Below are 14,091 nucleotides of genomic sequence, written 5' to 3' on the forward strand. Positions count from 1 at the left end.
ATCCATCAAGCCGCCGCGGGAAGCTGAACGGTGAAGGTGCTGCCCACGCCGGGAGTGCTGACCACGCCCAGGTCGCCGCCCATGGCGCGCGCCAGGTCGCGGCTGATGGCCAGCCCCAGCCCAACCCCCTCGCGCGGGTTGCTGAAGCGGCGCTCCACCTGCACGAACGGGTCGAAGATGGCCTGCTGCTTCTCGATGGCGATCCCCGGCCCGTCGTCGCGAACGGAGATGCGCACCCACTCCGCGTCGCCGCCGATGGACAGCTGCACCGACCCGCCCGCGGGGGTGAACTTGATGGCGTTGCCCACCAGGTTCAGCAGGATCTGCCGGACGCGCTCCTCGTCGCCCAGCAGCTGGCGCTCGGGGCCGCTGCCGTCTACGGAGAGGGCGATCCCCTTGGCCTGGGCCTGCGGCGAAACCAGCGGCTCCACCCCGGCCACCAGCTCGCGGGCGCCCAGGGGACGAAGGTCCAGCTCGATGGTGCCCGCCTCTACCTTGGCGAAGGAAAGCACGTCGTTGATGAGCACCAGCAGGTGCTGCTGGCTGGCCTTCACCCGGGCCAGGGCAGCCTGCTGCTCCGGGGTCACCGGCCCCTGGATGCCCATGTCGATCAGGTCCACGTACCCGCCGATGGCGTTCAGCGGGGTGCGCAGCTCGTGGCTCATGCTGGCCAGGAAGTCGGCCTTCGCCCGGTTGGCCAGCTCCGCGTCGCGCTGCGCCGCCTCGGCCGCCTCGCGGGCCTGCACCAGCTCCGTCACCTCGGTGGCCACCAGGGCCACGGCGTACACCGCGCCCCCCACGTCCAGCAGCGGCTGGTACACCAGGTTGAAGTAGTGAGTCTCGGCCACCCCGTCGCGGTCCGCGTCGAAGGTGGCGGGGGTGGCGGCGGCCCGGTACGGCACGCCGGTGTCGTACACCTGCTCGATCACCTCGAACACGCCCTGCGGTACGAACTCGGGAAACACCTCTCGGCCGGGGCGCCCAAGCATGTCCTCGCGCCGCCTTCCCACCATCGCCGCGTATGGGGCGTTCACCATGTCGAACACGTGGTCGCGCCCGGTGGCGATGTACATGGCCACGGGGGCCTGGTCGATCACCCGCGCCAGGTGCTCGCGCGCGCGCTCGGCCTGGGCGCGCGCGGCTTCCGTCTCGCGGGTGCGCGCCTCCAGCGCGTTGGCCGTGCTCTGCAGCTCCTCGGCCTGGGCCTCCAGCTCCACGGCGCCTTCCTGCAGCTGGTGGTTGGCCGTTTCCAGCTCCAGCCGCTGAAGCTCCAGCCGGTGGTTTACCTCCTGCAGCGCGTTGCGGGCCTCCTCGCTCTCGCGCAGCAGGCGCTCCACCTCGCGCCGGGCGTGCACCTGCGCGGTCACGTCGTGGCCGTGCGCGATGATCCCGGAGCGCGTTCCGTCCGCCTCCACCAGGGGCAGGTAGGTGAGGTCGATGAACTTTTCTTCCGGGGGCGCGCCGGGCGTGCGGGCCAGCATCACGGGAAGCTCGCGGCCCAGGAACGGCTCGCCCGTTGCCAGCACCCCGTCGAGCAGCTCCACGAACCCCTGCCCGCGGATTTCGGGAAGCGCGTCCAGCACCGGCTTGCCGACGATGTCGCGGTGGCCCACCAGCTGGTAGTACGCCTGGTTCACCAGGTCGAAGGCGTGCTGCTGGCCGCGCAAAACGGCCAGGAACGCAGGCGCGTGCTGGAACACGTACTCCAGCCGCGAGCGCTCGAACACCAGCGAATCGTACAGCGCGTCGCGCTCCTTCTGCAGGGCGCGGGCGTGCACCTGCCGGGTGGTCTCGAAGCAGTTGATCAGCCCGCCGCCCACCTCGCCCGACTCCAGCCGCACGGGGCTGTACGAAAAAGTGAAGTAGGCGTCTTCCATCACCCCGCCACGCTCCACGCGAAAGGGCTGGTCCTCGAAGAACACCGTTTCTCCCGCCATCACGCGCTGGAACAGCGGCGCGATGAACTCCGCGATCTCGGCCCAGTTCAGCAGCACCGAGCGCCCAAGCCCCGACGGGTGCTTGTCGCGCATGATCACGCGGTACTCGTCGTTGTAGATCTGCACCAGCTCCGGCCCCCAGCACAGGCTCTGCGCGATCCCCTGCTCGATCACCATCCCCGCCGCGGTCCGCAGGCTCTGCGGCCACTGCTCGACGGGTCCCAGGGGCGTGGACGCCCAGTCGGTGGCGCGGCACAGACGCGCCATTTCGCTGGAGCCGGAAAATACGAGGTCTGCACTCGGCCGCGGGGCCGCCGTGTCTGCTGGGTTCATCGAGCTGCCGGTGGAAGTGTCGCTGCCCTTATGCAAGGAACGGCCCTTCATCGGGTTGGGGAATGGTGTGCCCTTGCGCCCGGCCGGGCCGGGGGCTGATTCTGTCGCGCAATCTCCGGTCCGCCTCCCGACCCGCACCGTTCCGCCTCCCGTGAACTCCACGCCCGCCCCCGCATCCGCCCGTCCCGAGGCGCCACGGCTGGCCCGGCGCCTGGGCCTGTTCGACGCCACGATGATCGTGATGGGCGGCATCGTGGGCAGCGGCATCTTCGTCACGCCGTACGTCGTCGCGCGCCACGTGCACACGCCGGCGCTGATCGTGGGCGCGTGGCTCGCGGGCGGGCTCATCGCGCTGGCCGGCGCGTTCGTGTACGCGGAGCTCGCCGCACGGCGCCCGCACGTGGGTGGCCAGTACGCGTACCTGCGCGACGCCTACCACCCGGCCGTGGCGTTCGTCTACGGGTGGGCGCTGCTGCTGGTCATTCAGACGGGCGGCATGGCGGCCGTCGCGGTGACGTTTGCGCGCTATTTCCGCGAGGTCACGCAGGTGCCGATCGGGGAGCCGGTGATCGCCGGGCTGGGGATCGCGCTGCTGGCCGCGGTGAACTGCATGGGCGTGCGCTCCGGTGGAACGGTGCAGAACACGCTGATGGTGCTGAAGATCGCCGCCATCCTGGCGCTCGTGGCGGCCGGGCTGTTCTTCGTGACGGGACCGGCGGATGCGGCCCCCGCGGCGGCCCCGGCCGTCGGCGGCGGGAGCGTGCTGCTGGCGTTCGGCGCGGCGATGACGCCGGTGATGTTCTCGTACGGGGGATGGCAGACGGCCAGCTTCGTCGCGGGCGAGATGAAGAACCCGCGGCGCGACCTTGCCCGCGGGCTGCTGATCGGCGTCCTGGGGGTGATCGCCTTGTACGTCGGCGTTACGCTGGCGTGCGTGCACGCGCTGGGCGCGGCGGGGCTGGCGGAGACGACGGCGCCCGCGTCGAGCGTCATGCGCCTGGCGTTCGGCCCCACGGGGGCGACGATCATCGCGGCGGGCATCGCCATCTCCACGCTCGGCTTCCTCAGCCAGGGGATGCTGACGGCGCCGCGCGTGTACTTCGCCATGGCCGAGGACCGACTGTTCTTCCGCTCCGTCGCTTGGGTGTCGCCGCGCACGCAGGCGCCAGTCGTCGCCGTCCTGCTGCAGGGCGCGCTCTCGCTGCTGATTGCGCTTTCCGGCAGCTACGAGCAGATCCTCAGCTACGTCGTCGCGGTGGACTGGGTGTTCTTCGGCCTCACCGCGGGCGCCGTCTTCCTTTTCCGCCGCCGCGCGGGTGATGACGACGATGGATCGGCGCGCATCCCCGGGCATCCGTTGACGACGGCGCTGTTCATCGCCGCCGCGGCGCTCATCGTCATCAGCACGGTGCTGGAGGCGCCCGTGGACAGCGCCATCGGGCTGGGCATCATGCTCACCGGACTTCCCGTCTACCTCCTCTGGCGCAGGCGCGAGGCATGACCGGCGTGCGCCCGTACGGCAGCGAGTACCTGCGCTGGGCCAAGACGCGCGCGCCGGTCCGATACGATCTCACCTCCAGCGGCGTGCCGTACGTCTCAATCGACGAGCTGCCGGTGACGGTGGAGGATTTGGAGATCAGCGGCACGGGTGCGTACGGCTATGCGCCGCTGCAGCAGGCGATCGCGGATCGATATCGCGTCGATCCGGCGTGCGTGGTCGCGGCGATGGGCACGTCCATGGCCAACCACCTGGCCCTCGCCGCGCTCGTCCAGCCCGGGGACGAGGTGCTGATCGAGTATCCGACGTACGAGCCGCTGGTCGCCGTCGCGCGGTACCTGGGCGCGGAGGTGCGCCACTTTACCCGGCGCACGGAGGACGGCTTCCGGCTGGATCCGTCCACGGTGGAGCGGGGGATGACCGGCCGCACGCGGGCCATCGTCATCACCAACCTCCACAACCCCAGCAGCGCCCTGGCGGATGACCACGCGCTGCGACGGATCGGCGACATCGCGGAGGCGTACGGCGCGCGGGTGATCGTGGACGAGGTGTACCTGGACGCGCTGTGGGAGCCGGAGCCGCGGACGGCGTTCCACCTGGGTCCGGCCTTTGTGTCCACGAACAGCCTCACCAAGGTCTACGGGCTCAACGGCCTGCGCTGCGGATGGGTGCTCGCCGAGCCGCAGTTGGCGGAACGGATGTGGCGGCTGATGGAGCTGTTCAACAACATCGGCGTGCACGCGGCCGAGCGGATGTCCCTGGCTGCCTTCCATAACCTGGATGCGCTCGCCCGCCGTTCGCGGACGCTCCTGGATGCCAACGCAGCCGCACTGAACGCATTCTACGCGACGCGCCAGGAGCTGGACGTCGCCCCGCACGTGCACGGAACCGTCAGCTTTCCGCGCCTGCGGACAGGGGATGCGGACCCGCTCTGCGCCCTGCTGCACGACCGCTACGACGCCGCGGTAGTCCCCGGCAGCTTCTTCGGCGCGCCGGACCACGTCCGCATCGGCCTGGGCGTGGCGCCAGCGACGTTCGCGGAAGGCCTCGCGCGCCTCGGCCACACGCTGGACGACCTGCGCGGCTGATCATCTCTCCCGCGACACAGATCCCTTGACGGCAGAGGCGTAGCGCTGCACATTGCTTTGTAATGCAAAGTACTCTTCCAAAGCACAGGAGGTGGTATGCGGATCAAGCGGATCGCCGCGGTGACGGCGGGGCTGATGGTGGCGGGCGGAGTGTTCGGGACGATCGCGGGGATGGTCGTGCTGATCGCGTGGGGGATGTTCGACGGTGGGCCCTTTCATTTCACGCTCAACGACCTGAGCCTGCTGCTGCAGATCTCCGTCATCTTCGGGGGCGTGCTGGGCGCCGTACTGGGGCCTGTCGCGGCATGGCTGCTGATGCGGCACGTACCACTGGGGCTGGCCGTGGGCGGCACCACGCTCGGAACACTGGCAGCGGGGGGAGTCGCCCTCGTGGCCACGGGCGAGCCCGCCCTGGCCATGCTCTATGGGATGGCGGGCTTCGCCATCTCCGCCATCGGCCTGCGGCTGCGCGTTCTGCGGCGCGAGCGCCGGCTGCTTGGGAGTTGAGGGGCGGCCCCGCTTGTGCCGCCGCGCGCCCCGGTTAGGTTGCGTGGCGACATCGACCGAGACCCGTGACCCACCAGGAGCCGAACGATGCGATCGATCGTGACACGCCCTCTCCTGTCCGTAGCCTGCGCGCTGCCGCTGCTGGCCGCCGCACCCGCCGCCGCGCAGCAGACCGACAGCGCGGCGCTGGTCACCGTGCTGGGGCGCGACACGCTGGCTCTGGAGCGGTGGACGCGCACGCCGACGCGCATCACCGCCGAGGCCGTCGTTCGCTCGCCGCGCACCACGCACCGCCGCTACGAGATGGACCTGGCGCCGGACGGCCGCATGCGCCGGTTTGCAGAGCGGATGTTCGATCCCGCCACGCCGGAAACGCCCGTTCGCACGGAGGTGTACGAGGCGGTGGAAGGCGGATGGACGCGCACGGTGACGCTGGGCGATTCCGTGGCCACGAGCCGCGTCGAGGCCACGGCCGATGCGCTGCCGTGGGTAGACTTGGTGCACTGGCCCTTCGAGCTGGCGCTGATGCGGGCCGTGGGCGGGCAGGGCGGCACCCAGCCCATGCTGGTGGGCGGCCGCTCGCTGGCGTACGGCGTGGCGCCGGCGCAGGGCGGGGGATGGACGCTCACGCATCCCCTGCGCGGACCGTCGGTCGCGCGGGTGGACGCGCAAGGCCGGCTGCTTTCCCTCGACGCCGCAGGGACCACGCGTAAGGTGATCGTCACGCGCGTACCGTGGCTGGAAATTGAGGAGCCCGCCGCGCGCTGGGCCCGCGCCGACCGCGAGGGACGCGGTGTGGGCGAGCTATCCGGACGCGGCCGCGAGGAAGCTACCGTGGCCGGCGCGCAGATCCTGGTGGACTACGGCACGCCCATGCGGCGCGGGCGCGAAATCTTCGGGCAGGTAGTGCCGTGGGGGCAGGTGTGGAGGACGGGAGCCAACCGCGCCACGCACTTCACCACCGACCGCACGCTGGTGCTGGGCGACGACCCGTGCAGCGACCTCGTGGTGCCGCCGGGCGAGTACACGCTGTACACCATCCCGGAACAGGACGGCGGATGGCTGATCGTCAACCGGCAGACGGGCCAGGGCGGCACCACCTACGACGCCGCGCGCGACCTGGGCCGCGTGCGCATGACGCGGACGACGCACGCCGAGCCGGTGGAGGCGTTCACCATCGACGTGGAGCCCGCCGGGAACGGCGGAACCCTGCGCATCATCTGGGACCGCAGTGCATTCACCGTCCCCTTCCGGGTCCGGTAGTTCTGGCCGCTGGATGAGAGGCGCGCCACGGCCCGCAACCCACGCCACAGCAAGCCAGTCCACGAAGGTGGACTTCGTGTGGTCGTTGCAGCGAATTCATTCGCCCGTGCAGCTCCGGACGTCGGCCGGCATTGCGCGGCCCTGGCACGGGGTGTGACTTTTCGGGAGCGGCGAGACGAGGGACGTGGCCGATGTTTCTCGCCAGGACCATCTACGAATCACATCAGGCGAATGCGCCTATCTCATGATACTGGTTATCGATAACTACGACAGCTTCACCTTCAATCTCGTGCAGTACCTGGGCGAGTTGGGGGCGGAGATGGAAGTGCGGCGCAACGACGAGCTGTCGGTGGACCAGATCCGCGAGATGGCGCCGGAACGAATCGTGATCTCTCCCGGGCCGTGCACCCCGGCCGAGGCCGGCGTGTCGGTGGACGTCATCAAGCAGCTGGGGCCCACCACGCCCATCCTGGGCGTGTGCCTGGGCCACCAGTCCATTGGGGCCGCGTACGGCGGCGACGTGGTGCGCGCGCGGCGGGTGATGCACGGCAAGACGTCGCCCATCCGCCACCACGGCGAGGGGATCTTCGCGGGCGTGCCCTCGCCGCTTACGGTGGCGCGCTACCATTCGCTGGTCATCGAGCCGAGCACGCTTCCCGACGAGCTGGAAGCGATCGCCTGGACGCAGGAGGAGGGGTGGGAGGACGAGATCCAGGCGGTGAGGCATCGCGAGCACCCGGTGTGGGGCGTGCAGTTTCACCCCGAGTCCATCGCCAGCGAGCACGGGCACGACCTGCTGCGCAACTTCCTGCGGATGGGATGACGCGCATCTTCCGGGCGTTTCTCCTTTCAGCCGGGCTGCTGCTGGCCGCGCCCGCCGCGGCCCAGGTGCCGGACATCGCCGGCGACGACGACTCGCCGGCCGTACGCCGCGCACGGGAAATCCTGGCGCGGCGCACGTACGTGTGGATCGACCGCGACACGGTGCTGGGGCCGGAGTTCCGCACCCCCGGCGATCTGGTGATCTACGACGCCGAGGTGAAGCTCGAAGGCAACGTCGACGGCTCCGTCGCGGTCCTCGGCGGCGACTTCTGGATTCGCCCGGGGGGCAGGGTGGGCGGTGCCGTCGCCGTGCTGGACGGCGGGGTGTACCCGTCGGGGCTGGCCATCCTGGAGCGCGACTCCATCTTCCGGCAGGATCCCACCACCCGCGTCGCCATCGCCACCGTTCCCGCCGCGGACGGCACCTACACGGCCTCGGTGACGGTCACCCCGCCCGCGCGCCCGGCCTTCTTCGCCCCCGCCGTGGGCCCGTTCCCCACGTACGACCGCGTCAACGGGCTCACGCTCTCCGCCAGCGCCAACATCCACCCCACGCGCCGGCGCGGCGGCCCGCGGCTGAACGTGTGGGGCTCGTACCGGTTCGAGCAGGAAAACCACCTGGGCGGCGGCGTGCGGGCGGACCTGCCGCTGGGGCGCGAGAACATCCACCTGACGGCCGAGCTTTCGCGCGCCACCCGCACCAACGACGCGTGGATATACGGCGACATCACCAACTCGCTGCACGCGCTGGTGCTCGGGAACGACTACCGCGACTACTGGGACGCCGACGTGCTGCGCGTGATGGTGGAGCGCCCCGTGGGCAAGCCGCTGATCGCGGGCGAGTCGTGGCTGGGGCCCCGCTTCGGCGTGCAGGCGTCGCGCGACCGGCGGCTGGAGGCCCAGGACCCGTGGTCGCTGTTCGGGGACGGGCTGGACCGGCCCAACATGGAGGCGCGGGAGGGCACCATCGTTTCCGCCATCGCCGGCACCGAGTACCACTGGCGCGGCATCACCTCCACCTTCGACGGCCAGGTGAACCTGGAGCACGCGCTGCAGGGGGCGGGCGACGCCACGTTCACGCAGGCGCTGGTGGAGGGCACCTACTGGGCGATGGCGCTGCGCACGCACACCATGCGCGTGTACTTCCGCGGGATGATGCCCCTGGGCGGCGGGGCGCCGCCGCAGCGCTTCGGCATCCTGGGCGGCAGCGGCACCCTGCCCACGGAAGAGATCGCGGCGTTCCGCGGCGACCACCTGGCCTTCATCGAGTCCAGCTACCTGATCCCGTATCCCCGCCTGGTGCTGCCGTACGTCGGCTCGCCCAGCCTGGAGATCGGGCACGCGGTGGGCGCGGCGTGGGTGGGCGATGCGTCGCCGGACTGGGTGCAGAACGCCGGGGTGGGCATCGTCTTCCCCTTCATCTACGCCCGCGTGCTGGTGAACCCGGCCGACTTCGAACCCAACCTCAGCTTCGGCATCTCCCTCCCGCAGTTTTGAGCGTGAGCCGGGAAGACGCGCTCGTCCGTAGCTGGAGCCACAACGCCGAGGCGTGGACCCGCACCGTGCGCGAGGGAGGGATCGAGAGCCGGCGGCTGGTGACCGATGTCGCCATCGTCCGCACGGTGCTGGAGCGCCGGCCGGAACGGGTGCTGGACCTGGGCTGCGGTGAGGGGTGGCTGGCGAGGGCGCTGGCGGAGCAGGGGATCGGCGTCGTGGGGATCGACGTTTCGCCTGAGTTGGTGGACGCGGCGCGCCGGGCGGGCGGGGGAGAGTTCCACGCCCTGGCCTACGACGCGCTGGCGGCGGACCCGGCGCTCGCCGGCGGGGAGTACGACGCTGTCGTCTGCAACTTTGCCCTGCTGGACGAGCATCCCGTCCCCCTGCTCTCGGCGCTACGGCGCGTCCTGCATCCCGGCGGGGCGCTGGTCATCCAGACGGTGCATCCGTGGACCGCGGCGGGCGAGGGGCGCTACGAGGACGGATGGCGGACGGAAACCTTCGAGGGCTTCGGCGAGGGCTTTGCGGAGCCCATGCCCTGGTACTTCCGCACCCTGGAATCGTGGACGGACGTAATCGCGGCCGCGGGCTACGCCCTCGCGAACCTGCGCGAGCCCCTGCACCCGAACACCGGCCGCCCCGCCTCGCTGATCCTCACCTGCGTGATGCAAATGACCCTGTCGCCGGGGGAATCTCCCGTTTAGCTTGCACCCCGTACACCTGCCCGCCCCACCCACCGCGCGAGACCTTCCCATGAGCGAAATCCAGATCTCCGACAACTACAACGACCTGTCCACCGACAGCGGCTTTCAGTTCGAGTTCCACTGCGAGCACTGCGGCGAAGCCTGGCGCTCGGAGTTCGACCGGTACGCGGCGGGAACGGCGGATGGGTTGCTGGGCGCGGCGGAGGGATTGTTCGGCGGCATTTTCGGCAGCGCGCGCAACGCGCTGTCGCACGTGCGGAACGCGGGCTGGTCCAAGGCCCGCGACACGGCGCTGCGCGAGGCGGTGACGAGCGCGCGCGAGCACTTTCACCGCTGCCCGCGGTGCGCCAACCACAACTGCGACAACTGCTGGAACGAGGACGAGGGCACCTGCATCTCGTGCGTGCCGCGGCTGGATCCCGAGCTGGCCGCCATCAACCGCGAAGCCAAAATCGCCCGCGCCCGCGAGGTGGCGTACGAAAAGGCCAGCGTCAGCGAAGCAGACCTGGAGCAGCGCGTGGTCAGCTGCCGCGACTGCGGCGCGCCCGCGGGGCGGGGCAAGTTCTGCCCCGAGTGCGGCGTGGCGCTCTCGCTGAACAAGACGTGCGGCGGCTGCTCGGCCGAGATGCCGTCCAGCGCCAAGTTCTGCCCGGAGTGCGGCGAAAAGGCCTGAGCGGCCGCCGCGTCGTTGGGCCGCGAGGTCCGGCGAACCGGCCCGACGTCAGCCCCGGGCGTGCCGGGCCAGGAGATTCTCGATCTTCGTGAGCAGGCGCGCCAGGTCGATCGGCTTGGTGTCGTAGTCGTCGCACCCGGCACCCATGGCGTGCTCCCGGTCGCCCGCCATGGCGTGCGCGGTGAGCGCGATGATGGGAATGTGGCCCGTAGCCGGCGTGGCCTTCAGGCGCCGCGTGGCCTCCCATCCGTCCAGGACCGGGAGGCTCATGTCCATCAGCACCAGGTCCGGCAGCTCCCTGGCGGCCCTGTCCACCCCGTCCTGCCCGTCGACCGCGACCACCACGTCGTAGCCCTTCCTCTCCAGGCGCCTCGACAGCATGTCGCGGTTCATCTCGTTGTCTTCCACCAGCAGGATCTTCTTCATCGCGTACCCGAAGCGTCAGGCGCCGGCCGCGCCGCTTCGTCTCCAGTGGGGGTGGTCCTCGCGCCGCGGGGAACGGCGAAGTCGTCGAGCAGCTCGCGCACGCGCGACAGCAGCGACTCGTGCGAGTCGCCCGTCTTCTGCAGGATGGTTTCTACGTAGCCGCTCAGCCGCTGGCGGTCGCGGGCGCTGAGGTCGTGGGCGGTGATGACGATGATGGGCACGTTGCGCCACTCGGGGTGGTGGCGCACCTGGTCGGCGAACTCGAAGCCGTCCATCTCCGGCATCATCAGGTCCAGCAGGATCACGTCGGGGCGCTCCCGCTCCATGCACCGGAGCCCGGCCCGGCCGTCGTCGGCCTCGCAGACGCGCCACCCTTCCTTGTCGAGCACGTTGCGCATCATCGCACGCGTCGCCGGGTCGTCCTCCACCATCAGCACCAGCGACTCGGGCCCCGGGCGCGCATACCGGCGAAGGGTGGCGGACAGGCGGCTCCGGTCCACCGGCTTGGTGGCGTACTCGGCCGCGCCCAGCGCGAATCCACGCTCCGGGTCGTCCACCATGGTGAGCATGATGACGGGGACGCCGCGCAGCTCCGGGTCTTCCTTCAGCGCCTTGAGCACGCTCCAGCCGTCCATCTCCGGCATCATCACGTCCAGCGTGATGGCGGCGGGGTGCAGGGTGCGCGCGAGGAGCAGCCCCTCGGACCCGCTGGCCGCGGTGCGAACGGCGAACCCCTCCTCCGTCAGGTAGCGCTGCAGCAGCTCTCGCGGAGCGGGGTCGTCGTCGATCACCAGCACGTAGCGCGTTCCGGGCGGGGCCTCGCCGCCCGCGGGGATCTCGCCGGCACGCGAAGCCACGAAGGCGCCGGCCCGGGCCCCGTCGCCCTCCGGCGCGCTCTCCTGCATCAGCGCGGGAAGCTTGATGGTGAACACGCTCCCCTCGCCCAGCACGCTCTGCACGGAAACGTCGCCGCCCATCATCTGGCAGAAGCGGCGGGTGAGGGCCAGCCCCAGCCCCGTCCCCCCGAAGCGGCGCGTGGTGGATGCGTCGGCCTGGCTGAAGTCCAGGAACAGCTTGGACAGCTGCTCGTCGCTCAGCCCGATCCCCGTGTCCGCCACCCGGAACACGATCCACTCGCCCCCGTCCATCAGCTGGCGGTCGGCGTTCAGGGTGATGGTGCCGCCCTGGGTGAACTTCACCGCGTTGGAAAGCAGGTTGTAGAGCGCCTGCCGCACCTTCATCTGGTCCGCCCGCATCTCGCCCAGGCCGGCGACGCGCACCACCTTCAGGGTGTTGGCGTTCTTCTGCACCATCGGCTGTACCGTCGAGGCGACCTCGTCGATCAGCTCGGCCAGGTCGAACCGCTCCACGAACAGCTCCATCTTCCCCGCTTCGATCTTCGACAGGTCCAGGATGTCGTTGATCAGCGCCAGCAGGTGCTTCCCCGCGGAGTTGATGCGTCCCAGGTCTACCGTGAACGATCCCAGGCTCTGCTCGTCGGCCTCTTCCTGGAGCATCTCCGAGTAGCCGAGGATGGCGTTCAGCGGCGTGCGCAGCTCGTGGCTCATGTTGGCCAGGAACTGGCTCTTGGAGCGGTTCGCCGACTCCGCCGCCTCGCGGGCCTCCGCCACCTCCTCCTCGGCGCGCCGCCGCTCGGTCACGTCCTCCAGGGCCAGCATCAGCAGCTCGCCGTGGCTGCCGGCGCGCAGCTGCCGGGCGTTCAGCAGCATCACCCGCCGCCCGATCTGGGGAAAGGTGTGCTCCAGCTCGAAGTCGTTGAACACCGACCGCGTGGGGATGATGTCTTCCAGCAGCACGCGCAGGTCGGGGATGTCCCACTGGCCGTTGCCCAGCTCGTAGATGAGCTGGCCCTCCGTCTCTTCGGCCCCCACCTCGAACGTGTGGTAGAACGCCCGGTTGGCGCTGCGCACGCGGAGCGAGGCGTCCAGGATCAGCAGTGGCTCGCGGACCGTTTCCACGATGTCCTGCGCGTACGTCTCGATGGCCACCAGGTCCGCCTCGGCGCGGCGGCGCTCCGTGACGTCCTCAAGCGCCAGCACCAGCAGCTCGTCGTGGCTCCCCGCGCGCAGCTGCCGGGCGTTCAGCAGCATCACCCGCCGCCCGATCTGGGGAAAGGTGTGCTCCAGCTCGAAGTCGTTGAACACCGAGCTCTTGGGGATGATGTCTTCCAGCAGGGTGCGCAGCGCCGGAATGTCCCACTGCCCGTTGCCGAGCTCGTAGATGAGCTGGTTCTCCGTCTCCTCCGCCCCCACCTCGAAGGTGTGGTAGAAGGCGCGGTTGGCGCTGCGCACGCGGAGCGACGCGTCCAGGATCAGCAGCGGCTCGCGGACGGTTTCCACGATGTCCTGCGCGTACGTCTCGATGGCCTCCAGCTCCGCCTCGGCGCGGCGGCGCTCGGTGACGTCCTCCATGGCCAGCACCAGCAGCTCGTCATGGCTGCCGGCGCGCAGCTGCCGGGCGTTCAGCAGCATCACCCGCCGCCCGATCTGGGGAAAGGTGTGCTCCAGCTCGAAGTCGTTGAACACCGAGCTCTTGGGGATGATGTCTTCCAGCAGGGTGCGCAGCGCCGGGATGTCCCACTGCCCGTTGCCCAGCTCGTAGATCAGCTGGTTCTCCGTTTCTTCCGCCCCCACCTCGAAGGTCTGGTAGAAGGCGCGGTTGGCGCTGCGCACGCGGAGCGACGGGTCCAGGATCAGCAGCGGCTCGCGGACGGTGTCGACGATGTCCTGGGCGTAGGCGTCAATGGCCTCCAGGTCCGCTTCCGCGCGCCGGCGCTCGGTGACGTCCTCCATGGCCAGCACCAGCAGCTCGCCGTGGCCGCCGGCACGCAGCTGCCGGGCGTTCAGCAGCATCACCCGCCGCCCGATTGCCGGAAAGGTGTGCTCCAGCTCGAAGTCGTCGAACACCGAGTTCTTGGGGACGATGTCCTCGAGCAGGGTCCGCAGGTCGGGGATGTCCCACTGGCCGTTGCCCAGCTCGTAGATGAGCTGGTCCTCGGTTTCTTCCGCGGAAACACGGAAGGTCTGGTAGAAGGCGCGGTTGGCGCTGCGCACGCGGAGGGTGGTGTCGAGCATGAGCAGGGGCTCACGCACGGTATCCACGATGTCCTGCGCGTACGTCTCGATGTCGGGCACCAGCCGTTCGCGTTTCATCCGTCGCCTTTTCCATGGGTTCCCGCTGCGCGCAAGCATCCTCCCGCCAGCGCGCGCTCGCAACATACCGCCTCCGCTTCCACCCGACGAGAGATCGTTCGGCGCGCCCGGCGGAGCCGCTTCGGCCGGCGCCTCTTTGCAAACCTTCACCTGCAGCTTTATCTTGGAGC

Annotated in this window: 11 protein-coding genes; 8 read left to right on the forward strand and 3 right to left on the reverse strand. The window is 70.2% G+C overall.

Features of this window, described 5'->3' with window-relative positions; all coding sequences use genetic code 11:
• Nucleotides 1-5 precede the first annotated feature (5 nt).
• A complete protein-coding gene (locus VF632_RS06435; protein WP_331022039.1) occupies nt 6-2,204 on the reverse strand; it encodes an ATP-binding protein in 2,199 nt (732 codons plus the stop codon).
• Nucleotides 2,205-2,421: 217 nt separating this feature from the next.
• Here VF632_RS06435 and VF632_RS06440 point away from each other — a divergent pair, with 217 nt between their 5' ends.
• The 8 genes from VF632_RS06440 (at nt 2,422) to VF632_RS06475 (ending at nt 10,322) form a co-directional block, all read left to right on the forward strand.
• Nucleotides 2,422-3,771, forward strand: coding sequence for an APC family permease (locus VF632_RS06440; RefSeq protein WP_331022040.1), 1,350 nt, complete (start codon nt 2,422-2,424; stop codon nt 3,769-3,771).
• On the forward strand, nt 3,768-4,856 hold the full coding sequence (locus VF632_RS06445) for a pyridoxal phosphate-dependent aminotransferase (RefSeq protein ID WP_331022041.1): 1,089 nt from the start codon (nt 3,768-3,770) through the stop codon (nt 4,854-4,856). Before VF632_RS06440 ends, VF632_RS06445 begins: the two co-directional genes overlap by 4 nt.
• A 96-nt stretch (nt 4,857-4,952) precedes the next feature.
• On the forward strand, nt 4,953-5,363 hold the full coding sequence (locus VF632_RS06450; protein WP_331022042.1) for a hypothetical protein: 411 nt from the start codon (nt 4,953-4,955) through the stop codon (nt 5,361-5,363).
• Between the two features lie 87 nt (nt 5,364-5,450).
• Nucleotides 5,451-6,626: a DUF2911 domain-containing protein gene (locus tag VF632_RS06455; protein ID WP_331022043.1), complete on the forward strand. Its 1,176-nt coding sequence runs from the start codon at nt 5,451-5,453 to the stop codon at nt 6,624-6,626.
• Between the two features lie 244 nt (nt 6,627-6,870).
• Nucleotides 6,871-7,449: an aminodeoxychorismate/anthranilate synthase component II gene (locus VF632_RS06460; RefSeq protein ID WP_331022044.1), complete on the forward strand. Its 579-nt coding sequence runs from the start codon at nt 6,871-6,873 to the stop codon at nt 7,447-7,449.
• Nucleotides 7,446-8,945 carry a hypothetical protein gene (locus tag VF632_RS06465; protein ID WP_331022045.1) on the forward strand — a complete coding sequence of 500 codons (1,500 nt, stop codon included), beginning with the start codon at nt 7,446-7,448 and terminating at the stop codon, nt 8,943-8,945. The genes VF632_RS06460 and VF632_RS06465 overlap by 4 nt, the downstream gene beginning before the upstream one ends.
• Before the next feature lie 2 nt (nt 8,946-8,947).
• The gene (locus VF632_RS06470) at nt 8,948-9,649 is read left to right on the forward strand and encodes a class I SAM-dependent methyltransferase (protein ID WP_331022046.1); all 702 of its coding nucleotides are present in this window, start codon (nt 8,948-8,950) and stop codon (nt 9,647-9,649) included.
• A 49-nt stretch (nt 9,650-9,698) separates the two neighbouring features.
• Entirely contained in the window at nt 9,699-10,322 is a 624-nt protein-coding gene (locus VF632_RS06475; RefSeq protein ID WP_331022047.1) for a double zinc ribbon domain-containing protein, read from the forward strand.
• A 48-nt stretch (nt 10,323-10,370) separates the two neighbouring features.
• Here the strand turns inward: VF632_RS06475 and VF632_RS06480 are convergent, their stop codons facing one another.
• Both VF632_RS06480 and VF632_RS06485 read right to left on the reverse strand, forming a co-directional pair.
• Nucleotides 10,371-10,748, reverse strand: coding sequence for a response regulator (locus VF632_RS06480; protein ID WP_331022048.1), 378 nt, complete (start codon nt 10,746-10,748; stop codon nt 10,371-10,373).
• Nucleotides 10,745-13,921: a response regulator gene (locus VF632_RS06485; RefSeq protein WP_331022049.1), complete on the reverse strand. Its 3,177-nt coding sequence runs from the start codon at nt 13,919-13,921 to the stop codon at nt 10,745-10,747. The genes VF632_RS06480 and VF632_RS06485 overlap by 4 nt, the downstream gene beginning before the upstream one ends.
• Nucleotides 13,922-14,091 lie beyond the last annotated feature (170 nt).

It is taken from the genome of Longimicrobium sp., assembly GCF_036388275.1.
In the GTDB taxonomy this organism is placed as follows: Bacteria; Gemmatimonadota; Gemmatimonadetes; order Longimicrobiales; family Longimicrobiaceae; genus Longimicrobium.